Below are 24671 nucleotides of genomic sequence, written 5' to 3'. Positions count from 1 at the left end.
GCTCACCTGAAATTCCCTATTATTATAGGGTGAATTTACTGAAAAGTATAGACAATAATGCACCTGATCCTGCCCATTTATAGTTTCTTTTGTCTTAAGAATCAGGAGTGGAGTTTTCCGTTCCATCATCCGCATTTCCATTTTTAAGGATTTCATTAATTTCCCCGACATCCTCTTTGGCATTAATGAGTTCAAATATCTGATTCAGTCCTTCATTTATTTCCTGATCTTTGTCATTCATCAAAATCCCTCCTTATAGAAATTCTTCATTATAGGGTTTCCAACTTTTCCGTTTGACAGCCTCTCTTATCACCTTTATTAATCCCCTGAAAATTCCCTTTGACAATATTAAGTAATCGGAGTAAATTCATATCATAGTATATTCAAATAATCAGATATACAAATTATAAAATTAAAGAAGGGTTAGAAATGCAATACAAATCAATTTTTACCGGAAGATATCGCGGGTATTCCTTAGAAAGTTTCCAGAAGGACCTTCTGTCGGGTCTTGTGGTTGGCGTTATTGCCATTCCTTTAGGCATGGCGTTTGCCATTGCTTCAGGAGTAAAACCGGAATATGGAATTTATACGACAATCATTGCAGGGATATTGATTTCGCTGTTCGGGGGGTCGAAATTTCAGATCGGTGGACCAACTGGTGCATTTATCCCTATCTTGTTTGGGATTGTGATGACATATGGATATGAAAACCTATTAATTTCCGGATTTATAGCAGGGATTATATTATGTTTTATGGGCATTTTCAGGCTGGGTTCTTTGATTAAATTTATTCCGAGACCAGTAACGATAGGTTTTACAGCAGGGATTGCAGTCATCATTTTTACCGGTCAAATTGCCAACTTTTTAGGACTGACAGGTGTTGAGAAGCATGAATCATTTCTTAGAAATATAAATGAAATTATCGTTCACATTCATACCATGAATGGTTATAGTGTTTTAACAGGCGGGATTTGTTTAGTGACCATCTTACTGACAACTAAATTCTTCTCCAGGATACCCGGATCTCTTGCTGGTTTACTGCTTTCTACGCTTGCAGCGATTTTCTTCTATCCAAATCAAGTAGCAACAATTGGATCAACATTTGGGGATATTCCAAGTTCGTTGCCCCATTTTGAGATCCCGGAGATTACGTTTGAAAAAATTCAGCTGTTAATCGGACCCGCCTTCATTATAGCTTTACTTGGCGGCATTGAATCTTTATTATCTGCAGTAGTGGCCGATGGAATGACAAAAAGCAAGCATAATAGTAATCGTGAACTCTTAGGCCAAGGGATAGCGAATATGATTACTCCATTGTTTGGCGGGATACCGGCTACAGGTGCAATAGCGAGAACAGCCACAAATATAAAAAACGGAGCCACTTCGCCATTTTCCGGAATCATCCATGGAATCGTGGTTTTGCTAATTTTACTTCTCTTTGCCCCTTATGCGTCGGCTATTCCTTTAGCAAGTATGGCCCCGATTTTAATGGTCGTTGCTTGGAATATGAGCGAGAAGCAGGAGTTTTATCATGTATTAAAAACCAGGACGGGAGATTCACTTGTTTTAGTTGTGACCTTTTTATTAACGGTTTTTACAAATTTAACGATTGCTGTTGAGGCAGGACTCATATTAGCTATACTACTATTTACAAAACGTATGAGTGATATGATGGTAACGTCAAAGTCACTGCCCAATCATGAAAACAAACATGGAAAAATCCAATCTCACATGGTGACAGATACTCATGACTGTCCCCAAATTAGTATTTATACTGTAGATGGCCCATTATTTTTCGGGGATGCTCAATCATTCGAACAGTCAGTGATGAATACGTTCAACCCTAATACGAGGGTTTTACTTTTAAGAATGGGGAAAGTCCCTCTGCTGGATACAACGGGCGAATATTATTTATCCAGAATTGTAAAGGATTTCTCAAAACATGGGATCATTTTAATATCTGGAATAAAACCTCAGCCAAAACATGTGCTTAAAAAGACAGGATTATATGAATTTATAGGGAAAGAACATTTCTTCGAACATACCGGTGAGGCGATTAATTTCTCACTTACACACTTAAATAAAGGTAAATGCCTGGGCTGTAAACACTTTGCGTTTAAAGAATGCACAGTCTTTTCTGGTGAAGAAAGTGATAGGCAAGAATTAAGAGAGACTGCCAGTCCATCTTATAATTGATTTGAAAGAGAGGGCCAATAAATTGAATCTTGAAATCCAGCAGTTTAAAGCTGAATTCTTTAAAGCTCTTGCCCATCCGTTAAGGATTAGGATACTGGAATTATTAGCGGATGGAGACAAAAATGTTAATGAAATTCAAAGTCTTGTAGGAAGTGAAGGATCTGCGGTTTCACAGCAACTAACTGTCTTAAGAGCTAAAAATATTGTAACGGGAACGAAAGATGGAAATCGTGTAATCTATTCCTTAAGAGACCCCATGATTGTTGAATTACTTCAAGCAGCACGCCAAATTTTTAATAACCACCTTGTCGATACGATTGAAATGCTAGATAAGTTTAATGATGATGATAATACCGAACAGCCTTAAACGGGCGATTTTGAAAAAACAGATGAAATCAGGTGAATACAATGTTAACGGGATTAATAATTGTTGGAGTTTTGATTGTTTTAATTGTGCTATTCTTAAGTGTTATCACAACTTCTAAAGCCTATAAATTTAAGCATACCGTGGACTCCTTAGAAAACAATCCAAATATAAGCGATGATTGCAAGGTACAAAATAGTAACAATAAATAATATTAGATGCCACTTCAGCAAAAAAGGGATAATCCTTCTTGGATCATTCCTTTTTTGTTTGTTTATTATCTTTAATCATATCTTTATTAAATCCGTATGAAGGTTGGACTGAGTTCACTCCACACATCAAATTTATTACCGTCTAAATCATAAAAAACAAAATTTCTTCCAGAGTGTCCTCTGTCTTCAATCTCTCCAACACTTATTCCATTTTGCTTAAAGTCCTTATGTATGGCTTCTAAGGCGCTTAACCCATTTACTTCAAATGTAAGAGAAAAACACTCATTTCCGTAAATATCAAAGAAATTTGCGCTTTGATCCTCCTTAGATTTCACAAGAAATATACTCTGATTGGCAAAATTTAAAATTGCTTTGTCCTGATCTTTGTAGCTTAACTCTGCCCCTAATTTATTTACATACCAATCAGCGGAAAGGTCTAAATTTGTTACTGGGATATAGGTTGTACCTACTCGTAATAATTTCTCACTCATTTTCGTCATCTCCTCATATATTATCTGCAATAATTCATAATTCGATTGGAGCATCCAGATCCATTTCTCTCCTTGCAATTTCTATTTAAAATCCGGCCTGGCACTCCTTATAGCTAAAAAACCGATTGCTCCACAAATCAAAACACCTAAGCCCAATACACCTGTAAGAATCCAATTATCACCCCAACTGCTGATTAGGCTTAATAAACAACTGAATGCGAGAACAATGTAATAATATGACCCTCAGAACAATGAATCAAGAAAACCTGCATAGAAGACTGACAGGATAAAAACGGGTATGGAGATAAAGATTTTATTTCGCAGTCTAATAACGTCAAAAGGTCTATATAACTTGCTTATAACTATAAAAATAATGATTAAGACAGGCACACTGATACATATGGCTATAAAATCAATCCTGGTAAATGGCCTGCTGATATACTGGTCCAAACGGATGTTTAAAACAAAAAGCACTGAAAACAAAAGGAACTGATAAAGACAAAATTTAATATATAGCATAGATGATTCTCCTATTTTGCATGACTGGCTATGTTTCTTACAATTTCTCCTGCAATCTCAATTTCAATCTTAATAGAATCATAATTAACAGAGTTGTCATATTAAGTACCTATTCTGGCTGGTTTTTACCTTCCTTGAATAAAAGGTAGTTTTACTCATTTTCTTCATTTAGCAGCATTCCTTAACCCGCAGGCGGAATAACCCCTGAAATAAGCAGAATAAACAACACTAATCCAATGCAGAAAAAAATGATGGAGGATGTGAAGACTGGCCCTCTCCTAAACACAAACACTTCCCTCTTTTGGATGAAGCCTGTTTGCGCACTTGCATTTGAGGAACTGAAATCAGCAATGACTCCCCCGCTGCTAGAAAAGTAAAAGCTAAGCCCAGCAAAAGCCATGCCAGTAAAAAACATGACCTCAATGAACCTTACAGAGAATGTGGAGGCAACGAAAAGTGTTACACCCGCTTCAATCAAAAATGTCAGAAGCAAAACAATAAAATATTTAGTCCGTATGATGATCTCCTCCTTTTCAAGTACCTTCCAACCTTAAGTTTAACATATTTTTACAAAAATTACTCTACTCTGAAAATGAGGATGTATTGTACTCCCAGCTACAAATGCTTAAATTTCCGGCCTCTATGCTATAATCTTAATGGAAAACTAAAGATAGAGGTGACAACCCTTGGGTATACATGTCGTACTATATCAGCCGGACATTCCGGCCAATACCGGAAATATTGCCCTGACTTGTGCTGGAACAGATACAGCTCTGCACTTGATCCGGCCGCTTGGCTTTTCAACAGAGCCCGAAATGATTAAGCGGGCAGGCTTTGATTTCTGGGACTCAGTGAACATATCGTATTATGATTCCATGGATGAGTTTTTCACAAAAAACCAGGGCGAGTTTTACTATATCGAAACCTTTGGTGAACAGGCCCATTCATCCTTTGATTTCAGTGATGTCTCAAAGGAACATTATTTTATGTTTGGAAAAGAAACAACCGGCTTGCCTAAAGACTTGCTGGAGGAAAATAAAGATCATTTCTTAAGAATCCCTATGAACGGCAATGTCCGATCACTCAATCTTTCGAGTACAGCTGCAATATTGGTGTATGAGGCATTGCGTCAGCAGGGATTTCCGAATATGAAATAAACCATCTTCACCGCTGGAAGATGGTTTTTAATATACCTAGAGCCTTTTTGAGAGTGCAAAAATTAAGTCTCGATCACTCCCACGATCCCTTGATAATCAGAGATATTTTATCTTAATCATCATCATAAAAAAACCGGGCGGTATCAGAACTGGATACCACCCGGTTTTAGATACACCCGGCAATGTCAAACCTCAATGAGACCTTCCCTCAAAACATCCTGCAAGAACGGACTCGGTTCACCCACGCTGCAGAGCTGCAAATCATGCATTGCTCTTGTGCAGGAGGTATAAAACACTTTTCGCAGGCTTTCATCTCCATATACACTTTCCGATGCATCATAAATGATGACGGCATCAAATTCAATTCCCTTGGACAAATACGAAGGCACGACAACGACTCCTTCTTCATATTCAGTCGAGTTGCTCCTCAAGAGTTTTATTCCATCGATGCTGGACAAAGCTTCATAAGCCTTTGCACTTTCCTCAGCAGACTTACAGATAATGGCCATGCTATTAAATCCCTGGCTTCTCCAGTCAGCAACCTTGGCGGCAATGAAGCTGTGCAGTTCGGCGTGATCGGATAATTGCTTCAGCACCGGCAGCTTGCCATCTCGTTCAAACGGGATGATCTCTTTCCCGTTAGGAATCAGTCTTCTTGTAAATTCAATGATTGGTTTAGTTGACCTGTAGCTCCTCGCTAAATTAATCAGTTCTGTCTGATCCGGACCATACAGACTGGTGAGTGTGTGAAAATCTGCAGTTTCGCTTGCATGAGCAAAAATAGCCTGGTTAAAATCACCGAGCACCGTCATCTTGGAAGCAGGAAACAAACGCTTTAAAAACTCAAATTGAAACGGTGAGTAATCCTGCGCCTCATCCACTACAATGTGTTTAATCGAACTGTTTGTCTGAAAGCCTTGGATCTGCTCTTTCACATATAAAAATGGAGTAGCATCCTCATAGCATAATCTTCCTTCATCGAGCATTTCCTGTGTCGCCTGACAGATAGCAGCCCATTCTGCCAACATCTTCTCTTCTATCCATTCTTGGACCTTCAGGGGATCTGCAAATAGCTGCTTGTATATCCCCTTAAAATCAATGAAACGCATGGCCCGGATTTGTTTTCGCAGCGGCTTGAATTTTTTCCGTACAATCAGCCGGGCTAACGCTTCAGGCTCGATTTCATAATCATGAATGGAATCCTCTGTTAAGCCGCGTTTTTTCGCCAGGTAGGCATGTGCCTTATGGTATTCCTCATTGCTGAGCAGTTCAATTTCATCCTGTACCCACTCCTTGGACCGTTGAGCTTTTTCAGCTTCAGTAATTTGCTTAATAAGCCAATCCGCCAGCTTCTCAAGTCTGTTATGAAATCGGAGTGAGGTGCCGCTGCTGTAGAATTGATCCGCCATTTGCTGAGCAGCAACAATCGGCTTTCCTCTGAAATTTATATCCTTAAACAACATTCCAGATAACTCCAGCGACTTTAAGTAAGCATTAATCGCCTCAAAAAAACGGACAGATGCTTTAAATTTAATGCCCGCAACCCTCGATCTGTACTCAGGGGTTTTCGCAGCAGTTAAAACATACTCTAACTGCTCATATGGATTTTCTACCACGAACTCTTTACTCAGCCGATGATCCAAATATTCCTGGAAGGTAACCTGCTGCATATTCTCTTCTCCGAGCTCCGGCAGCACATTGGATACATAGCTGTTAAACATCCTATTAGGTGAAAACAGGATGATTTGATCAGCATTCAGATTTTCCCTGTACTTGTAAAGCAGATAAGCAATTCGCTGGAGGGCAGCTGACGTCTTGCCGCTTCCGGCAGCACCGTGAACAATAAGCAGCCTTCCCTGATCATGACGGATGATCCGGTTCTGATCCTGCTGAATGGTTGCGACAATATTGTGCATATGCTTATCAGTTCCCTTTCCTAGAACCTGCTGCAAAATTTCATCCCCAATGGTCAGACTCGTATCGAACATGGATTGAAGTTCACCGCGGCGGATTAAATATTGCCACTTTTTCTCTAATGTGCCCTCGATAATGCCACCGGGTGTTTCATACATAGCCGGTCCCGGCTGGTAATCATAGTACACACTCGAAACCGGCGCCCTCCAGTCGTAAATGAGAAAATTCTCGCCGCTCTGATCTCTTAGCGTAGAAATTCCAATATAAACAGGCTCCTGTTCGGAAGAGCCCTCTTCCGTAAAATCGATCCGGCCGAAATAGGGCACCTCCTCCATCCGGCGAAGCGTTGACAAGCGCTTGGAAGCATGCCGATGGGTACTCTGGCTTACAGACAGAGCCTGTGCCTCCTGCCTCAAACCGATAATGGTCTCCAAATAATCATCAAAGGTATCAGTGTTCACCTTGACTTCATCCCAAAAGTGTTTGCGGATATGAACCACTTCGTTTTTACGCCTGGAGGTTTCTTCTTCCAATCTGCGGACTTCCTCCGTAATCGTCTCCATTACACCATCCAATCGTTTTTGCTCCTGCTGAAGTTTTGAATTCATAGCAAACACTCCTTAAAAAAATTTTATATAAAAAGGTTGACAAACGAATCGATCGCATTATATAATTAATATAGGGATAATATACTTAATTATATTTAAATGATGCGTATCTATATAAATTTATCACAGCACCTCTTATTTTTCAATGGTTTTTACATGATTTTTTTGTCGATTCCACACTAGCCGTTTTTAACGTTTAAAGCGTTAAGGACGGCTAGTTTTATTTTTCTCCACTAAACATAATTTCTCCCCTAATTAGACATTCTTTCCCCTTGACCCATTCCAAATCTTATTTTATTTTTTCACTACATTAAGAATGGTAGAATCCTGCAGGTTTATTTCTTTCCTTCAGGCTCCTTTTTTCTAAAAGATTAGTCCGCCTTTTGACTCTTAAGGCGGACTAATCTTTTAGTGGGATTCCTGCAGCGATTCACCCAACCTTTTCTCAAACTGTTTGAGCACAGGCACAAATTTCTCATGCGCATAATTGCTTTCCGATTCTGAAATAACCTGAGAAAGAACAGCTTCTAAAGACTCTTTTAATACGTGTAAAGATTGCTGGACAGCACCACTCTCAAAGCTCTCCAGCTGCTCAGGTAATTCATCCTCATCTAATATAAAAACACCTCCATTCGGAAGCACTAGCATATCGATGATTAAATCTTCAAACGAAACCATTCCATCAGTGAACACTGTATTTTTTACAATATTAAAATAGGAGCCTAAATAGCGGCCTTCAGCATCTCTCCAGAAATACAAATTATACGGACGATCCTCCCAGTAATAAGCAATCGTATAGCTCCCTTTCGGTATAGTTATATGAGTTTGACCTGCAATCATTGTAAAAGGGTCTTCAATAAGATGAAATAGCACTGCATGATGGTCTTCTGCTGTCAGCAGCATACAATGATGCTCCACGCTCCTGGAACCGTATCCGTATCGTATCTTTCTTTCTATCATTTCATCTCCATATTTCATTTATACTGAATTCTCCTTTTGCTGACTTTTATCCATTTGCCCAGTTCCCTGCGAACCATATCACGCCCGTTATCATAACTTATTGCAAATAGAAAAAGCTTACTCCATACGCTAATTTTATAGCATAGAGAAAGCTTTTACTAATTCAGTGTTTTTGCAGTAAGCTCGTCAGCACCCCCTTGTCCAGACTGCCTTTGCCTGTTTTCTTCTCATCATGCCACCAATGGCTTTTTCAGGGTTCTCGAGGACTTCTTTTATCTCACTCGGATGTTCAACGACTGGAGCGGAGCCGCGAAGCGACCTGCCTGCAGTATCTCTAACAAACAAAGTGACAACTATAATCTGATTTATCAGTATTCTGTTTTTTGGTGATTAGACTTATGTTAAGGTAATACATATAGGGATGAGTCCCTTGTTATTAAGAATTTTAAAGGAGGCCTCGTCATGATTATCAAGTGGATTCGGCACAGATAATGAACAGGGGCAGGCCAATGCTCCGGGAAGAAACTGATCTGCGATAGGAAGAACAGTGATACGGAGGTAACATATGCGTGAACAAATAGTGAAAATAAATAATGTGGAAATCTGTACAGAAAGCTTTGGAAATCCTAAGGATCCAGCCATTCTTTTAATAATGGGTGCCATGACTTCACTGGACTGGTGGGACGAGGATTTCTGTATTCGTCTGGCTGACCAGGGGAGATTTGTCATTCGGTACGATCATCGGGATCTGGGAAGGTCGACTACTTATGAGCCGGGGACTTCCCATTACACCATAACCGACTTGGCTGATGATGCGGCAGGCGTACTCGATGCTTATCAAATAGACCAGGCACATATTGTCGGCATGTCCATGGGCGGCTTAACCGGCCAGATTCTTGCCTTAAGATATCCGGAACGTGTATTAACACTTACACTCATTGCTTCAAGTGTGTTTGGAACTGTGATGGAAAAGCTGCCGCCAATGGATCAAAGCATACTGGATCACCACATGAAGAGTGCTTCCATTGATTGGACGGATCGGAATGCGGCTATTTCATATCTCGCAGGCGGCTGGAAAACATTAGCCGGCACCAAACCTTTCGAGCACGAAAGAATGCATAAGCTGGCAGCAAGAGAAGTTGACCGCGCCACCCATCTGCCGAGCAGATTTAACCATGCTTTACTGCAAGGCGGGGAAGAATATTATGACAAATCCGATGCAATTAGCGCACCGGTTCTTATTATCCATGGCACAGAAGATCCGGCCCTCCCATATGAGCACGGACTTGCGCTTAAGAAAGCTATCCCGCATTCTGAATTGATGACACTTGATGGAACCGGCCATGAAATTCATAGTGAAGACTGGGATCAGATTATAGATTCTGTTATAAAGCATAGTTCCTGATTAAATAATAGTTAGAAAAAATTCAAAGCCCAATTTCTTAATTAATGAGATATTGGGCTGCTCTCTTTTACAATTACGAGATTAATTGATCCCTGCTGCTAATGGACAGGAATCAAGGCTTCAGCACATTTAATGCTTTCTTTTAAGTAAACAGGCGCTTTCGGGTGATGTAAGATCTCTTCTGTTGTTAGCCATAACACCTCTTCTACCTCATCAGCACATATAGGGAGTGCCTCACCAGATTCATACTCGCAAAGAAACACAATATCGACTACATTTTGATTAGTATCTGTTACGAAAGAAGTACTGTGTACATAAGTTAAACGGTCTTTTACTCTTACCCCGACTTCTTCTGAAATTTCACGCTTTACAGTTCTCTCTAAAATATTTGATGAGTTTCCTTCCAGATCCACCTTTCCTCCAACAAGGGAAAGCAAACCACCTGCATGTTCCTCTTTTTTACTTCTCTCAATAATAAGCCACTTGTCATTTTTCCTTATAGCTCCTTCTACATTTACAATAAACATTTTAAGCCTCCCACTCATATTGGGTCTATTTAAATACTTCTCTAGATTCTGCTAACAGATCCTAGTTCTTTCAGTGCTCTAGCCGGCAGCTGTTCATAATAGGATTGAACGCAATAATAGAATAATAACTAGCACAAAAGTTGAAGCCATTTATGCTTTGGTTCGTGTATTTCTAATGCCTCCCGAAGCCACTTACTCTTTTCATTATCAAGAAAGTCTTTTGCAGCCAGAAAGTCTTGGTGGTCTTTTTCCCTTGTATTTTTCGCCTTATATAAAAGGACAATTTCTGGATTTAAAAAAGGAATCCCTGCCTCAGAATAGCTCCAAACTAGATTCAGCGGCCAGGATATCCTGGCATCTCTTCTAAATACCCAATGATCTCCTTTCGTTTCATTTAGTAGGATTTCTACTTCTCTTCCGTTATCCTTATTTAATGCGTGGATTTCGTGGATTGGCAACTCCAGAATCTCATTTTCCCAAGTATGAAATTCTCCTTTAACAACCTTTTTGTATTCCCAACCTAAAAAAAAGTTTTTAAAATATAGCTGATCTTTTCGAAATATAGCAATCTCTATATCTTTATGTTCTCTTGTTTCCTTGCCGATAAAAAGGTCAATTGCCCATCCACCAGCAATGCCCCATGAATTATTGAATCCTGACATTAAAGAAGCAACACTCTGGCATTGTTCAAACGGCATATACCTCCCCCTAAATAAACTTTTTTAATATAACAAAATTAAGGAGCGATTAGTTCTACCTTTATCCTGTCAGGATCCTCGAAATATACTGCGTAATGTGCAGACCCTCCAGCAAAAGGATGCATATTTTTATAAAGTATATTGACCCCTTTTGTCTCTAATACATTCGTTATTTCATCAACGTGAAGCCGTGATTCAGCATAAAATGCCAGATGATTCAGCCCAACTCGGGATCTATGATATGGAATATCAAGAAATCGTTCCTCTGCTTGTACAAAGACAATGTAGGTTTCACCTAGTCTCCAGCTTTGTCCGAATTCCCATTTTTGATAAGATACGTACCCTAATTCCTCGAGAAACCACCCCCAAAATTCGCATGAATTTTCCAAACTTGATACGTACAGTTCGATATGATGAAGCAACCCTTTTGACAAATACACACCTCCTAGTGAGCAGTTATGCTTACAGCTTTTAAAAAGATAAAATTCTATACAAGTCTCATTGGATTTCCTAAGGTTAAACATATTAGATAGCGAATTCTCGCATTTTAGAAGAAAAGCCGTTTATATTACCATTCATATACTTTCATAATTACTTGTTTGAGAACGTCAATAAAGCCCATTATATATAACAGGTCTTGCCTATTTTATAAAAACATATTATTCACCAGTAAAAAACTTAGGATCAATTTGGTCAATAACAGAAACTGCATCATAAAAATACCTCATTTCAAGCTTATCTCCATATGTTAGTTCCGTTTGACTTTCTTTTACATAATTTATTCAATCCTTTTCAATTTCACTAATATTCTTTCCATATACTTCTTCTATTTTAGAAGCTATGTCTTCTTTGTTGTAAATCCCCTCAAATTCTTCCAATCCATATGTATCAATTAAATAGGAGACAAAGGAAGCTGAATGTAAATAGCTCATCCATTGAAGGGTGTACTCTTCTTGGCTTGTAAGAGGGGGACGAAAGTAGGCATCGTCCTGTTTTAGATCTATCAATTTTCTAATTGGAATTGATTTATTTATGTCGAAAAAGTACTTCATAATCTTATGGGAGTGTGATTTTTGTTTCCCATGCTTATCTTCCATATAAGCAGCAAAACCCTCTTTCGTCAAATAGCCCATATTTGAATCAAAATTATCTCCATAACCAAGTAGAGAATGTGTCAGTTCATGGACAAGAGGATATTGATTTTCCTTAATGGAAAAAAGTTTGAGCTCCGATCTCATCCCCCATGACGCTTGATTTCCTTTATTGAGAAATACATTTATTCTTTCGGATGGTACATAGTCAGTATGAATTGAGTTTTGAATATCATCATATGCATCAAGGAGTTCTTCTTTTATAGATTCCACTTTTTCTTGTGAAACCTTAACTGTATTAAAAATCTGAAAGGTTATTTTACCATCTTCTGTAACTGCAATATTTTCTTCACTTATTTCTTTTTTTACTTTTTCTTCCGGAACAGCTGCCTCTCGAGTGCATGCTGTTAATAAAATTATTGAAATAAGACAAAAAACTCTCAATTTATGTATTTAATTCACCTCCAGAAAAACAGTATTTTCCAAGTATACGGAATTAAAATCTGAAAGTTTCAATTTGGATTAATTGTTTTTCAAATAAATTCTCCTATTCAACAAATCCCCCTAGATTATTTTAAAGAAAAAAGCCGCCTGATTAGCGGCATAGAACTCTTCTCTATAAACTTTTCTATCACCCTTACCACAAGTTCCGTATATAGTGAGCACGCTATCTGAGGATATTTCAAGACTCTCTCTCTGCATTTCAATCCATAACTTTTGAGATTCCATGCAATAATGCGCTTTCTTACCCGCTGAAAAATAAATCCTGCGATTTATTTTTTAAATGATAGCCCTTCTTCTTCCAAAGAGGTTCTCATAATAGGGAGGGAAGCAGGTCCTACGCCATGAAGTTTTAATATCTCTTTTTCTGTGTAATTTGATAGCTTTTCCAAAGTGTCTATTCCTTCGAATAGCAATGCATTCCTTGCAGGAGCACTGAGTTTTGAAAGGAAGCCGTTTTTTGGCTTATTCTCTTTATCACAGACAGGGCAGCTGTTACACTCACTAGTTTTGTAAAATTCATGGCCCTTTTCACACACCTTTAAACTTTTACCTACTGCCAAGATAATTCCTCCAATTTTCTACTTATATAGTCAGCCAAAAAATCTCGATCTTCGGGAAACGATAGCTCTAGGCTTTTTAATTCCTCAAAACTCTTCCAACCAATATCATAAATTAATTGATCAGGATCCTGAATGGCTGCTTTTCCTCCAATAATCTCTACTTCAAAATATCTTACTTCCCCAGTGCAACTCACTTTATTGAAAATAGGCTGTACCACACTTACCTCAAAACCTGTTTCTTCCCTTACCTCCCTGATACAGCATTCCTCAAACGTTTCTCCTTCTTCCAAACCACCTGAAGGAACAGACCATCGCTTTGGTTCGTCTGCTGTCCCCTGTAATACCATTAGAACTTTATTCCCTCTAATACAAACTCCCGCCGAACCAAGCCACTTATTCATTTTTACCCCCTCTTATCTCTTACTTTGAATTAACTATTCACACCTTTAGTGCTATTCCTTTCACCAAAATCCTCAAGCGCTTCAGCAGCCAGCTCTAACGCTTTTATTCTTCTTTCCAAAAGCGTCCTCTGGGGACTTCCCTCTTTTAACTTGGCATAAGCGCTCTCTATCGAAGGCATTAAACCAATAAGAACTTTGCGGGCTTCGGCTAACTCCTCTTCGGTATAAGGATGGAGTTTCTGATCCCATACATTCTCCAGGACAGCCAAGCCGATGCAGCATGCTTTGTGCCGCTTTTCTACCAGGGTAGTATTGGCACCTTTCTCAGTCATCTGAGTCATGGCCTTTTCGAGTTTACCTATTGTCGATTGAAAGGATTTATGGATTCCAATTTAACTGCATGCTCTCCTCTTCGTTTTGTTATAATTTATATAACTTAATCATTCTATGTTCTATTAGAAAGCACTACATTAAGCAAATATTCAGCATCTTGACCAATTCCACAAATCAAAGCGGATCCTCTCTGGTATTGCCAGGGTAAGCCTATAAAATATAGCCTCTTAATTTCAGTAACCCCTCTTTGATGACCGCTTCACAGCTTATCATGGCTCTCTCTCCCTGTAATACCTTCAAGTATATATTTGAATATCATTATACATAATAACCAGAAAAAGGAATACAACTCCTCAAAAAAAAGAGCCGCCAAATGGCCGCCCGACAGCAGGTATTCCCCTACTTTTATATTAATTGCATCGTGGTAATGCAGGTAGCATCACCTTCATAAGTGGAAATTTCCGATTCTGATGCTTTTCCATCATGATTAACCTTTATTCGATAGGTTTTGTCCCTTGGAAGCCATAAATCGAAAAACCCATTAGCCTGGGTTTTGACCTTGTCGTCCAAAATCACATTGCCTTTTGAATCCTCAATATATACATCAAACTCTTTTTCAGCCAGTTCACCTTGACAACCTGTCAAGCTATGATTCGTTCAAGGGTGAGTTTCAATAGCGTAGGGAGCAATCGACACGAAAAATTCGTCTTCCGGCAGATCATAGGATAATTCCTCTCCGTCTTCTTTAACGATCAGCTGTTCCGAAGTAATGGATGCCGAACCGGTCTTTATGTTTCCAACGCTGTAATCGTTCACTAATGCTTTGATGTCTTCAGTCTCTAAAGCAGCATCTTCTTTGGAGTCTGCTTGTCCACAGCCAGCTAATGCAATAGAAATCAGGGAAGCAGCGAGAACCAATTTGATCTTCATCGTTTTCACATCCTTATTCTTTCTTCATCTCTAACTATACCAAAGTACTATAGCAAATAAATATGAACAATTTATGAAAGCTTGACTAAGTATGCAGTTATCGACGTTCAAAGATTATATACTTTCTTATCTTTCAAAAAAGGCCTGCTTCTATAGCAAGTCTTACAGAGCTACCTTACATAAGATTCTCTATCATGGTATGCTCCCTCCCTGATCTAATGTAAAGAGTGCATAATAACAGTAAGTGATGCAATTCACTTATCAAATAAACTTACAAAAAGTTTAACAATCTGTTGAAATCCTTAATCTCTGCAAATCTAATAGGTTTAATAAGGAATTTCCTTATAAGCCAAACTTTTAAAATAAAACAAAGCTGGCCCGCACTACTTTTAGTGCGGGCCAGCCCATACCTATTCGATTATTTCCACACGTACACTTTTTCTTCCCCACTTAAGGGCATCGCCCTGGGCAGGTATGAACACATCGATTGAATTTCCATTGATGCCTCCGCCTATGTCTGCTGCTATTGCAGTTCCATAGCCTTCCACTTCTACGATGGAGCCAAGCGGAATGACACTTGGGTCGACTGCAATCACTTTCGCATCAGGGTACTTTTTTAAATCCAGACCCATCCTGGTCACACCTGAACAGCCTTCACAACTCGCTGTATATGCTGTGCTCTCCACTGTCATTGTTTTACCTGCCGCTGTGCCGCGCTTCGCCTTTCGATCAAGCGCTGCTCTCGTTGCAGGTCCGGCAATTCCGTCCGCAGCCAATCCCTGCTGTTTTTGAAAGCTCTTGACAGCGCTTACTGTACCATTTCCATAAATACCATCTAAATTAGTTTTATAGTGACCTGTTTGTTTTAATTGATATTGAATTTGGATGACCTGTTTTCCAATATCCCCATATCTCAGTACTTTTAATGCGTGGTTTGTCTGCGGTCCTGCAATTCCATCAGCCTTCAGATTGCGCTTGCGCTGAAAATCCTTGACGGCTTCCACTGTGATAGAACCATAGTATCCTGTTGATGTATGGTATGGGAATACCCCTTTTGTCATCAAGTAATCTTGTAATTCAGCGACATCAGATCCTGATGATCCTTTGGCAAGTGTCCGATCCCCAAGCGCCGCTTCTGTAAAAGAAGGAGCAGCCAGCATAAGAACCACAGCCACGAGTGCCATCAGCATGTTTCTAAAGCTCATTAACATTTAAAAATCCTCCCCAATTTCTTTTGATATAAAAGAATTCGGGAGGAAAAGACATTATTCGAGTGTTGCAAACAGAATCACAACGTTCGTCCCTCTATCATCCATTATATTGCAATAATGCGTTCTATTTTGTCTGCGTAAATATTACCCAACATTATGAGAAAAAGCTAAAGACCTTCAACTTCAGTAATTTGAGCTATTTCCATATATCCATTGCATGTATTTTTTCAACAACAGAATCAATTAAACCAAAAGATGGCCCTCATCTAAACAGATAGCACTTCATTCGCCAGCTTCTCGTTCCAGCTCAATCTCCTCCCCCGCCACAGCTTGAGCAAGAGCTGCAGAGGATGAGCAGGAACTGCAGGAACTGCAGGAACTGCCCGAACCGCAGCTTGTACCGCTTGATGAAACCTTGCTGCTGATTTTCATGTAACTGACAAAATCATCATAATGAAAATACGATACAGATAAAAAAGGAACCAGCATTGCGTTATAGTCTTGCTTATTTTTCCTTTTTCTCATCATTTCTTGTATGATGCTTTTTCATAGTCTTTTACTTTCTTTGCTGTTTTTTTCATGGCGGAAATGAGAGAGAGCACCGTATTCATATATTGGCTATCGCAATTATAATAGAGATCGATTAGTTCATTTTCCGGCAAATTTTTAAAATCATCAATAATATTTTGAGGTACAGGGAATCTGTAAAACCCCTTATATAGATAAATATTTTCCTCTCTTATGAAAAAGAGCTCACCATACACCCAATCAAAAAACTCTCGCAAATCAGGTTGAGGCAACTGGCTTAGATTTGGGCTATGATGAAGAGTGCCTCCCAAATATCCTTTTGAAAATTCATCATACTCACGGGTAAACATGAGCATCTGATACCACAGTTCATCGACTTTCCCACTGAACATAGGGGACTCTTTTAAAAGAGAAGTCAAAACGAATCCCATTGCCGGAAGTTCCATATTTTTTCAATATTAATTTCCTTACCACAAAAACCATTTAAGATAATATCACACCAGCAGAATTCCCCTTCAGGATTTGTTCTGGTTCGTCCATTAGAAGAAGATGGCAATGGCCATTCTATTATAATCCGCCCCTTTAGCTCAATAGCTTTACCAATTCAATTTCATCTCTGATCGGTATGCCGCCATTTCCAATTAAAGGTATCTCAGGTTTTACCTTTCTTGCTTCCTCAACCGCATTATGAATAATCTTAGACAAGATAAACCCTCGTTTCTGATAAAACTTCAAAGCTAATAAGTTATCATTGGTTGTAATAAGTTTTACCACCCTGCAGTTTTTCTTTTTAGCAAGACTTTCAACTTCCAGCACTAACCTTGTACCTATCCCCTTACCTTCTTCCGTACTATCCAAAGATATAATTTCACATTCTGTATTTTTAATTATGTATGTAATCAGGCCAATAATTTTGTCTTCTTCATTTTGAACAGCATACCCATCTAATGCACTACAGTCATAAATCCCGCTGGAGATTACCATTTCCGTACTTCCCCATTGCTGCTTAAAGAATTCTATTACTATATTTTCCGGTAAATCCTTAACTGCGTAAATTTTCATTTCTAGCCACCTAATCTGTAATAAAGTCTCTATTAATTATCTTAAATAGTCATCCTGTTAACAACCTTATTATTCCATTTCATTCAGAAGGACAAAACCAAAATCCCCTTTAGCAAGCAGTAGTTCTAATGTTACAATGGAATTAATGGAATATTTTTGAAATGAGGTTAAAGTGATGGAGAACGTTATATTAGAAATTAATAATTTGAGAAAGAGCTATGGTCCGAAGTCAGTACTCAACGGTGTCTCTTTTGGAGTGAAACGCGGAAAAATCATCGGATATATCGGCCCGAACGGCGCTGGGAAAAGCACCACTGTCAAGATCATGCTTGGCATTGAAGATGACTATACTGGCCAGGTCAACATCTTTGGCCGGGATATTTCGAATGGGGATATCGAGTATAAGAGAAGAATCGGATATGTGCCGGAAATTGCTGAAGTGTATGATAACTTGACCGGCCAGGAATACTTAACCTTTGTTGGTGAGTTATATGGTCTTGATTCCAGCCTTGCCAGCAATAAGGCAAAAAGCCTGATGGAGCTTTTTGGAATAGGGGAAGTCTATCATTCACGGATCGCTTCGTATTCAAAAGGAATGCGCCAAAAGCTCCTCATTATCTCGAGCCTGCTGCATGATCCGGAACTTCTCTTTTTCGATGAACCCATCAATGGCCTGGATGCAAATAGTGTCATGATATTCAAAGAAATAATGGCACAGCTTGCCGAACAGGGGAAAACGATCTTCTATTCCTCTCATATCATGGATGTGGTTGAAAAAATAAGCAGCCGCATTATTCTCCTGCATGACGGAAGAATCGCAGCAGACGGCACCTTCGATGAGCTAAAGGAGCAAAATACACAAGGTTCACTCGAACAGATCTTCAATCAGCTTACGGGATTCAGTGAACATAAGGAACTTGGTGCCCGGTTTGTGTCGGCTGTAAGGGAGATGTAGGGATGCAGGACTCTCGCACTCTTAAACTATTGGATCCTTTTGAACGGGTTTTTAAGAGCTTTGGCATAGATTACAAGATTATGAGGAAAATCCTGCAGGTAAAGCTGACAATGGATGGACGGCGCGTGCCCACCATTTTCTCGCAGAATGCAAAAAAAGAAAACAAAGAAAAGAATAATCAGTACATAAAATCTTTATGGATTTACGTATTGTTCAGCTTGTTCTTAATTCCATTTGTGCTTATGGGAGACAATTACCTATTCCAGATGAGCCTTTATTACGGGATTTTCACCTTTTTCGTTATGACCTCCATGATTTCCGATTTCTCTTCGGTATTATTGGATGTCCGGGATCGAAACATCCTGTTTCCAAAGCCAGTCAGCCGAAAAACAATCAGCACGGCAAAGATGGTGCATGTTACGATTTATCTTTCTTTCCTTACCATTGCGCTTACGGGTATCCCTTTGATAGTAGGACTATTCAAAAATGGGCTCTTATTTTTCCTTCTTGCTGTCATAAATATCATTCTGATTAATTTATTGGTTGTTGGTTTAACCGCATTGATCTATTTATCAATACTACGGTTCTTTGATGGGGAAAAATTAAAAGATCTCATCAACTATGTTCAAATCGGGCTTTCCCTGATGATCATGGTTGGGTATCAACTGCTTATACGGTCATTTGAGTTTATTGACTTAACGGTCTCTTTCTTGCCTAGTTGGTGGCAGATATTTATTTTCCCAATGTGGTATGGCGCAAATATGGAAATGGTATTGAATGGGTCCTTCGAGCCGGTTTATCTCCTTTTTTCAGCATTATCGCTTCTAATTCCGATCCTGTCCATCTGGATTTATATGAAATTTACCGGCACCTTCGAGCAAAGCCTGCAAAAGCTTACTTATCACGGGAAAGCCAAAGAAATGAAGCGGAGTAAAGCAGGGCAACTACTTCTTAACATCATTTGCCGCTCCCCGGAGGAGAGAGCCTTTTTCCGCTTTGCCGGGAGCATGATGAAAAATGAACGGGACTTTAAACTGAAGGCCTATCCGTCACTTGGTTTTTCCATCGTGATTCCGTTTATTTTAATCATAAATACTCTCCGTGAAGATTTTGCACAGCTATCGGACAGCAAGTCCTATCTATCGATTTACTTTAGCTTGATCATAATTCCGTCTATCATGATCCTTTTAAAGTATTCAGGAAAATATAAGGGGGCCTTTATTTACCGGGTTGCCCCTCTCAAATCGTTAAAGCCGCTGTTCAGCGGTACCATTAAGGCATTTATTTTCAAATTATATCTGCCGGTCTACTTTATTCTAAGTGCACTATTCCTTTTTATCTACGGGTCAGGAATTCTGCCGGACCTTATCGCCGTATTTATCAGCGCCTGTCTATACGCAGTCATTTGTTTTATCGTATTAAAGAAAGCCCTGCCCTTTTCGGAATCGTTTGATGATTACAATCAAAACGGCAATACTGCCATTATAATTGGATTGATGCTTTTTGTAGCATTACTTGCAGGCCTGCACTTCATAAGCACTTTCTTGCCTTATGGAATATATCTCTATTTGGGAATATGTAGCATATGCCTCGTAACTAGTTGGAGTCTGGCTTTCAATGTAACATGGGAGAAGATAAGCAAAGGGTGATTCCCTTGAGAATTCAGGAGTACTGGATCAACTTTTAAGCTGCCGCTTTTGGCGGCTCTTTTTTTATCTGCCACCTGCTTATGTACGAATTAAAAGCCTGAAAAATAAGAAGACATCCCGAAAAAGGATGTCTCCTTATGTTTTAATCAGCTGAACAAAAACTAGCATGAAAAATGATATTCCAATCATACATGCAACCCATAACCAGGCCATCTCCATATTGCCTGAGTCAATGGCTACATAAATAGCGGTTGGAATCGTTTGTGTTTTTCCCGGAATATTACCGGCAAACATTAAAGTAGCTCCGAACTCTCCCAATGCTCTGGCAAAGCTCAGTATGCCGCCTGAAATAATGGCCTTGTATGAAAGAGGAATCGTGATACTCATAAATAATTGAATGTCATTCGCTCCATCTACCCGGGCCGCATTTTCAATGTCACAATCAATCGCTTCAAAGCCTGTCTTTGCAGACTGATACATAAGAGGAAATGCGACAACCGTCGAAGCAATAACAGCAGCCCACCAGGTAAACATAACTGGCTGTTTAAAAATAAACTCAATAAATTGGCCTGCAAAACTGTTTCTTCCAAAAATGACAATCAGTAAAAAACCTACAACAGATGGCGGTAAAACTAATGGCAACAGTAAAGCGGTATCCGCAAGGGCTTTCCCTTTAAATCTTTTATTTGCCATCATCTTACCTGTGATAACGCCCAAAATAACAGCTAATATTCCTGAAACAGAAGCAATTTCGGCAGATAATAGGACTGGTGACCAAAAATCAGTAGACATAAATTATTTCAATCCTTTAAATCCATACTCTTCGAAAATATCCATAGATACTTCATTTTGAAGATAAGCATAAAACAGCTTAGCTTCATCTGGATAACTTGTACCTTTAATCATACCCAAAGGATAAATGATAGGGTTATGGGTGCTCTCATCTGCCGTGTCCACCATATCAATCTTTTCAGATATTAACGCATCCGTTTTATAAACAATTCCGGCATCCACATTATTAGTCTCTACATATGTAAGGACCTGGCGGACATCTTTGGCAGGTACCACTTTTTCTTCTACCTTGTTCCAGATATCCATTTTCTCTAATAATTCCTTTGCATATTTCCCGGCAGGAACCGATTCCGGAGTGCCGATGGACAACTTATCTGCCTGAGTGAGATCAAGAAACGATTTGATCTTTGAACCTTTTGGCACAACTAGAACTAGTTCATTACCGACCAGGTCCATTCCATCCTTCTCTTCAATCAGTCCGTCATTTACCAGTTTATCAAATTTATCCTCTGCTGCTGAAATGAATAAATCAACGGGGGCTCCCTGGGAGATTTGCTGCTGAAGAGAGCCTGAAGCTCCAAAGTTAAAGTTGATCAGCACATTCGGATATTCTTTTTCAAACCTTGTTTCGATTTCCATTAAAGCATCCTGCAGGCTTGCTGCTGCAGAAATAGTCAATTCCACACTCTCTCCGGCTGCATTCTGCTTCTCTGCTTCTGTATTTTCAGACTGACATCCAGCCATTAATAAAAAAAGGACCATTGATGAAAAAAATAGCAGGGATTTCTTTTTCATTATGTATCTCCTTCTATAAATAGTTATATCTAGTAATAATTAATTATAACTACTTATAGAGACACTGGCGAATATAATCTTTTCTATTTGGAAAAAAGTCCTTGCTCCCAGCCAACTCCTGAGTGGAGGTTATTTCCATCAATTCTTAAGCATGGTTCCTGTGTTTCAGCTCCTGCCACTTCCAATTGACTCCGCTTCTGTACCATTGCAGACAAAAAAGAAATATAAGCAGAATATCCACTGCGTCCCCGCCATAATACATGATCATGCTGCCCAATTCTGCTTGTGCTGCTGGCACCCCGGCGGGTGGATTAGCATAAATATACTTTGACAGAATCCCATGTCCTGCAAGAGCAGCCACTAATACGATGGCACGGGATATAAAAGGTATCCGATGCGGGATCGGATCGAAGTAAACTATTGAAACAGTAAAAAGATAGCCTGCAAGGAAAACATGGAAATGCACGATCAAGTGCAAGAGAATACTCTCATGCATAAGTGAGTAAAGATCTGTAGTGTACACTAACCAAAGACCGCCTATATTAAGGAAGGATGCGAAGATGGGATTGGTAAGTATTTGAGAAATTCTGCTTCTGAGCACTTTTGAAACCCTTCTGGCTAAGGGGACACTTAATGACCGAAGCATGAGAGTCACGGGATATCCAAGGGCCATGAGCAAAGGCGCAAGCATCCCTAAAAACAGGTGACTAATCATATGAGCTGAGAAATCAGAATGGGCACGGTCTGCGAGAGGACCCGCAACTGATAGAATAGCCAGGAGAACTCCCAGCACCCAGCAAACCGTTCGGTATACCGGCCATTGCGTATGTTTCCTGCCCGAAGCCATAGCTGCTATCCCGTACAGAACCAACACGAAAACAAATGGGATAGCCAGGACTAGTTGGGGAAAGATCTCAGCGGCAAAAGATGCATCACTTTGATTAAGATGGGTCATGGGAGACAGCCCTTTCCCGCTGTTTTCTTCCTGCACGTATAATAAGGGCACCGCCGACAATAATCATAAACAGCGCTATGATATTCCATACCAGATCGTAAAGGAACACATTCTCGACATAACGAATCTGGTGAATCTGCATTAATTTATGCTGAATGGTTCCATCGTATAATTGAAATCCTCCAGCACCAAGAAGCATTCCTCCCCACCACCTCATCAGGCACAGTGCCTTCTTCCTGCGCAGATCAGCAAAAAGAAATAAACCTCCAATGGTTGCAAACCAGCTGAAAGCATGAAACAGCCCGTCAGAGATCAATCCAATATCAGTTGTGGATTTGTCATAAAAATGATGCCAGCGCAGCAGCTGATGAAATATGGTCTCATCCATAAAGGCGGCAAGCCCGATTCCAAAGAGTACACCAGACCAAATATTGCGTGCCAAAAAGGCAGAACGGTTTGGGTTCGTTTCAGCAGACATTATGTTCCTCCAAAGATACCCTCCAGCCGTTACGAAAGAGGTTTTGAATTCCTATACCCCTCTTTACTGGTAACTATCAATCACAAGCCATTTTTTTGTAAACACAAAGAGACGCGTTCCTTTACAAACGCGCCTGCTGTATTCCTTTTAAATTATGTTTATGAAAACCCTTCTCACTGCAGGCAGTTCGAGTTTCTCTGAACCTAAACTCTCAGCAAACCGCGGAACCCCCTGGCAGCATAGTAGGAATCAGCTCCATTGTGATACACAAAGACCGTGTCGTAACGGCGGTCACAGAAGAGAGCCCCGCCAAGTTTTCTGATATGAGCAGGTGTCTGTACCCAGCTCGATGTTTTCTTATCAAAAGCTTCAAGCTCCTGAAGCTCTCGGTATTTCTCTTCCGTTAAAAGCTCCACGCCCATGGCAGCAGCCATATCCATCACGCTGTTTTCCGGCTTATGTTTTTTCCTTGCCTCCAGGGCTTCTCGATCGTAGCAAAAACTTCTGCGGCCCTTAGGACTTTCCGCTGCACAATCATAAAATATGTATTCGCCGGTCTTTTCATCATACCCGGCAACATCCGGTTCCCCGGCTGTTTCTTCCATTTCATTCAGCGACCATACTTTCTCAGGATTAGCCTCAAGCCTGGCTTGTACATCCGCCCATTCCAGCCCTTCATGCCTATGCATATTCTTTTCAAAACGCGCTTTCAATGTTTGAAGCAATTCATCCTGCTGCTCAGGTGATAGCTCCTTATTTCCCTTTGTCATATAAGTAACCCCCTTTTTTCTTCATTATAATATAATTATGACCCTAAAGGGCCAGTTGATAAAAGCTGGAGTCGCATTTACTGTTCATATTTGGCAGTTTCGTCGGTTTCCCTTTTTTGTTTGCTGCTGCTCTTACTTAAGACAGACACAAATCCGACAGTTTCAACTTCCTGTGGCGGAACCTGGGCCAACTTCTGACTCAAACCAGACCTTTCACCTTCCTGTGGCGGAACTCGAGCCAACTTCTGACTCAAACCAGACACTGTCATCCTATTGTGTCAGAACCGGAGCCAACTTCTGACTTAAACCAAACATTTTCACCTTCCTGTGTCAGAACCGGAGCCAACTTCTGACTTAAACCTGACATTTTCACCTTCCTGTGTCAGAACCGGAGCCAACTTCTGACTTAAACCAAACATTTTAGTCAAGTCCACTATTTTGTGTAAATTCATTCCTAGGAAAAACAAGTTATTTAGCTCTATGTTTTTGAAGTAGTGGAAGGGGCCCCTTCCACTACTTCAAAAATTTCGCTCCGCAGATTCTACTGGTTCTTTTCTTTAATGATTCTTTTTCTAACTTCCTCTGCATAATCCATCAAGACAGCTC

31 protein-coding genes and 1 pseudogene are annotated in these 24671 nt (G+C 39.8%); 7 read left to right on the top strand and 25 right to left on the bottom strand.

The genetic code is table 11. From position 1 onward, the window contains the following. Nucleotides 1-94: 94 nt before the first annotated feature. Nucleotides 95-241 carry a hypothetical protein gene (locus M3205_RS14130; RefSeq protein WP_251170495.1) on the bottom strand — a complete coding sequence of 49 codons (147 nt, stop codon included), beginning with the start codon at nucleotides 239-241 and terminating at the stop codon, nucleotides 95-97. 188 nt (nucleotides 242-429) lie between these two features. Here M3205_RS14130 and M3205_RS14125 point away from each other — a divergent pair, with 188 nt between their 5' ends. From M3205_RS14125 to ytzI, 3 genes are read left to right on the top strand one after another with little or no spacing between them, the layout of a single operon-like run. Next, complete coding sequence (locus M3205_RS14125) at nucleotides 430-2196, top strand: SulP family inorganic anion transporter (RefSeq protein ID WP_251170494.1); 1767 nt, start codon at nucleotides 430-432, stop codon at nucleotides 2194-2196. A 22-nt stretch (nucleotides 2197-2218) separates the two neighbouring features. Then, entirely contained in the window at nucleotides 2219-2563 is a 345-nt protein-coding gene (locus M3205_RS14120; protein ID WP_095244180.1) for an ArsR/SmtB family transcription factor, read from the top strand. A gap of 41 nt (nucleotides 2564-2604) precedes the next feature. Further along, complete coding sequence (ytzI, locus tag M3205_RS14115; protein WP_251170493.1) at nucleotides 2605-2772, top strand: YtzI protein; 168 nt, start codon at nucleotides 2605-2607, stop codon at nucleotides 2770-2772. Between the two features lie 86 nt (nucleotides 2773-2858). Here the strand turns inward: ytzI and M3205_RS14110 are convergent, their stop codons facing one another. Both M3205_RS14110 and M3205_RS14105 read right to left on the bottom strand, forming a co-directional pair. Beyond that, the gene (locus M3205_RS14110; RefSeq protein ID WP_251170492.1) at nucleotides 2859-3263 is read right to left on the bottom strand and encodes a VOC family protein; all 405 of its coding nucleotides are present in this window, start codon (nucleotides 3261-3263) and stop codon (nucleotides 2859-2861) included. Nucleotides 3264-3963: 700 nt separating this feature from the next. Next, nucleotides 3964-4275 carry a hypothetical protein gene (locus M3205_RS14105; RefSeq protein WP_251170491.1) on the bottom strand — a complete coding sequence of 104 codons (312 nt, stop codon included), beginning with the start codon at nucleotides 4273-4275 and terminating at the stop codon, nucleotides 3964-3966. Nucleotides 4276-4468: 193 nt separating this feature from the next. Between M3205_RS14105 and M3205_RS14100 the strand changes: the two genes are divergently transcribed. After that, nucleotides 4469-4939: a tRNA (cytidine(34)-2'-O)-methyltransferase gene (locus M3205_RS14100; RefSeq protein WP_251170490.1), complete on the top strand. Its 471-nt coding sequence runs from the start codon at nucleotides 4469-4471 to the stop codon at nucleotides 4937-4939. Between the two features lie 185 nt (nucleotides 4940-5124). On the opposite strand, the gene helD is transcribed toward M3205_RS14100, so the two are convergent. The 3 genes from helD to M3205_RS14085 form a co-directional block, all read right to left on the bottom strand. Then, complete coding sequence (helD, locus tag M3205_RS14095; protein WP_251170489.1) at nucleotides 5125-7461, bottom strand: RNA polymerase recycling motor HelD; 2337 nt, start codon at nucleotides 7459-7461, stop codon at nucleotides 5125-5127. 408 nt (nucleotides 7462-7869) lie between these two features. After that, complete coding sequence (locus tag M3205_RS14090) at nucleotides 7870-8439, bottom strand: ribonuclease FAU-1 family protein (RefSeq protein ID WP_251170488.1); 570 nt, start codon at nucleotides 8437-8439, stop codon at nucleotides 7870-7872. A gap of 168 nt (nucleotides 8440-8607) precedes the next feature. After that, on the bottom strand, nucleotides 8608-8766 hold the full coding sequence (locus M3205_RS14085; RefSeq protein ID WP_251170487.1) for a hypothetical protein: 159 nt from the start codon (nucleotides 8764-8766) through the stop codon (nucleotides 8608-8610). 220 nt (nucleotides 8767-8986) lie between these two features. Between M3205_RS14085 and mle the strand changes: the two genes are divergently transcribed. After that, nucleotides 8987-9826: an alpha/beta fold macrolide esterase gene (gene mle, locus M3205_RS14080; RefSeq protein ID WP_251170486.1), complete on the top strand. Its 840-nt coding sequence runs from the start codon at nucleotides 8987-8989 to the stop codon at nucleotides 9824-9826. Nucleotides 9827-9924: 98 nt separating this feature from the next. Here the strand turns inward: mle and M3205_RS14075 are convergent, their stop codons facing one another. From M3205_RS14075 to M3205_RS14010, 13 genes and pseudogenes are all read right to left on the bottom strand, one after another. Next, nucleotides 9925-10353, bottom strand: coding sequence for an NUDIX domain-containing protein (locus M3205_RS14075; protein ID WP_251170485.1), 429 nt, complete (start codon nucleotides 10351-10353; stop codon nucleotides 9925-9927). A gap of 128 nt (nucleotides 10354-10481) precedes the next feature. Further along, nucleotides 10482-11051 (bottom strand): nucleotidyltransferase domain-containing protein, encoded by a 570-nt coding sequence (locus tag M3205_RS14070; protein ID WP_251170484.1) that lies wholly within the window; start codon nucleotides 11049-11051, stop codon nucleotides 10482-10484. Nucleotides 11052-11089: 38 nt separating this feature from the next. Continuing rightward, a complete protein-coding gene (locus M3205_RS14065; RefSeq protein WP_251170483.1) occupies nucleotides 11090-11485 on the bottom strand; it encodes a VOC family protein in 396 nt (131 codons plus the stop codon). 348 nt (nucleotides 11486-11833) lie between these two features. Then, the gene (locus tag M3205_RS14060) at nucleotides 11834-12586 is read right to left on the bottom strand and encodes a hypothetical protein (RefSeq protein WP_251170482.1); all 753 of its coding nucleotides are present in this window, start codon (nucleotides 12584-12586) and stop codon (nucleotides 11834-11836) included. 329 nt (nucleotides 12587-12915) lie between these two features. Continuing rightward, a complete protein-coding gene (locus tag M3205_RS14050; protein WP_251170481.1) occupies nucleotides 12916-13206 on the bottom strand; it encodes an RNA polymerase alpha subunit C-terminal domain-containing protein in 291 nt (96 codons plus the stop codon). Beyond that, entirely contained in the window at nucleotides 13197-13607 is a 411-nt protein-coding gene (locus M3205_RS14045) for an NUDIX domain-containing protein (protein WP_251170480.1), read from the bottom strand. The genes M3205_RS14050 and M3205_RS14045 overlap by 10 nt, the downstream gene beginning before the upstream one ends. 29 nt (nucleotides 13608-13636) lie before the next feature. After that, nucleotides 13637-13999, bottom strand: coding sequence for a hypothetical protein (locus tag M3205_RS14040; protein WP_251170526.1), 363 nt, complete (start codon nucleotides 13997-13999; stop codon nucleotides 13637-13639). 53 nt (nucleotides 14000-14052) lie between these two features. After that, a pseudogene (locus tag M3205_RS14035) lies at nucleotides 14053-14193 on the bottom strand (NAD(P)/FAD-dependent oxidoreductase); the annotation flags it as partial. Between the two features lie 152 nt (nucleotides 14194-14345). Continuing rightward, complete coding sequence (locus tag M3205_RS14030; protein WP_251170479.1) at nucleotides 14346-14870, bottom strand: CueP family metal-binding protein; 525 nt, start codon at nucleotides 14868-14870, stop codon at nucleotides 14346-14348. 410 nt (nucleotides 14871-15280) lie between these two features. Next, nucleotides 15281-16081, bottom strand: a complete 801-nt coding sequence (locus M3205_RS14025) for a peptidoglycan-binding protein (RefSeq protein WP_251170478.1) — start codon at nucleotides 16079-16081, stop codon at nucleotides 15281-15283. Between the two features lie 282 nt (nucleotides 16082-16363). After that, the gene (locus tag M3205_RS14020) at nucleotides 16364-16609 is read right to left on the bottom strand and encodes a hypothetical protein (RefSeq protein ID WP_251170477.1); all 246 of its coding nucleotides are present in this window, start codon (nucleotides 16607-16609) and stop codon (nucleotides 16364-16366) included. After that, nucleotides 16606-17055 carry a glycine-rich domain-containing protein gene (locus M3205_RS14015; protein ID WP_251170476.1) on the bottom strand — a complete coding sequence of 150 codons (450 nt, stop codon included), beginning with the start codon at nucleotides 17053-17055 and terminating at the stop codon, nucleotides 16606-16608. The genes M3205_RS14020 and M3205_RS14015 overlap by 4 nt, the downstream gene beginning before the upstream one ends. A 136-nt stretch (nucleotides 17056-17191) precedes the next feature. Then, entirely contained in the window at nucleotides 17192-17671 is a 480-nt protein-coding gene (locus M3205_RS14010; protein ID WP_251170475.1) for a GNAT family N-acetyltransferase, read from the bottom strand. A gap of 175 nt (nucleotides 17672-17846) precedes the next feature. Here M3205_RS14010 and M3205_RS14005 point away from each other — a divergent pair, with 175 nt between their 5' ends. Both M3205_RS14005 and M3205_RS14000 read left to right on the top strand, forming a co-directional pair. After that, entirely contained in the window at nucleotides 17847-18626 is a 780-nt protein-coding gene (locus tag M3205_RS14005) for an ABC transporter ATP-binding protein (protein ID WP_251170474.1), read from the top strand. Between the two features lie 2 nt (nucleotides 18627-18628). Further along, on the top strand, nucleotides 18629-20275 hold the full coding sequence (locus tag M3205_RS14000; RefSeq protein WP_251170473.1) for a hypothetical protein: 1647 nt from the start codon (nucleotides 18629-18631) through the stop codon (nucleotides 20273-20275). Nucleotides 20276-20410: 135 nt separating this feature from the next. Here the strand turns inward: M3205_RS14000 and modB are convergent, their stop codons facing one another. The 6 genes from modB to M3205_RS25640 all read right to left on the bottom strand — a co-directional run bounded on the left by modB (nucleotide 20411) and on the right by M3205_RS25640 (nucleotide 24268). After that, the gene (modB, locus tag M3205_RS13995; RefSeq protein WP_251170472.1) at nucleotides 20411-21067 is read right to left on the bottom strand and encodes a molybdate ABC transporter permease subunit; all 657 of its coding nucleotides are present in this window, start codon (nucleotides 21065-21067) and stop codon (nucleotides 20411-20413) included. A gap of 3 nt (nucleotides 21068-21070) precedes the next feature. Beyond that, a complete protein-coding gene (modA, locus tag M3205_RS13990; RefSeq protein ID WP_251170471.1) occupies nucleotides 21071-21862 on the bottom strand; it encodes a molybdate ABC transporter substrate-binding protein in 792 nt (263 codons plus the stop codon). Between the two features lie 145 nt (nucleotides 21863-22007). Continuing rightward, nucleotides 22008-22817: a cytochrome c oxidase assembly protein gene (locus tag M3205_RS13985; protein WP_251170525.1), complete on the bottom strand. Its 810-nt coding sequence runs from the start codon at nucleotides 22815-22817 to the stop codon at nucleotides 22008-22010. Then, nucleotides 22804-23295: a DUF2243 domain-containing protein gene (locus tag M3205_RS13980; protein ID WP_251170470.1), complete on the bottom strand. Its 492-nt coding sequence runs from the start codon at nucleotides 23293-23295 to the stop codon at nucleotides 22804-22806. The genes M3205_RS13985 and M3205_RS13980 overlap by 14 nt, the downstream gene beginning before the upstream one ends. Before the next feature lie 203 nt (nucleotides 23296-23498). Further along, nucleotides 23499-24065, bottom strand: coding sequence for a DUF4256 domain-containing protein (locus M3205_RS13975; RefSeq protein ID WP_251170469.1), 567 nt, complete (start codon nucleotides 24063-24065; stop codon nucleotides 23499-23501). A gap of 77 nt (nucleotides 24066-24142) precedes the next feature. After that, nucleotides 24143-24268: a hypothetical protein gene (locus M3205_RS25640; protein WP_285886354.1), complete on the bottom strand. Its 126-nt coding sequence runs from the start codon at nucleotides 24266-24268 to the stop codon at nucleotides 24143-24145. Nucleotides 24269-24671 lie beyond the last annotated feature (403 nt).

This window comes from Cytobacillus firmus (genome assembly GCF_023715565.1).
Taxonomy (GTDB): Bacteria; Bacillota; Bacilli; order Bacillales; family Cytobacillaceae; genus Cytobacillus; species Cytobacillus firmus_C.
Note: the sequence above shows the minus strand (reverse complement) of the source record. Positions and strands in the feature narration are given on the sequence as shown.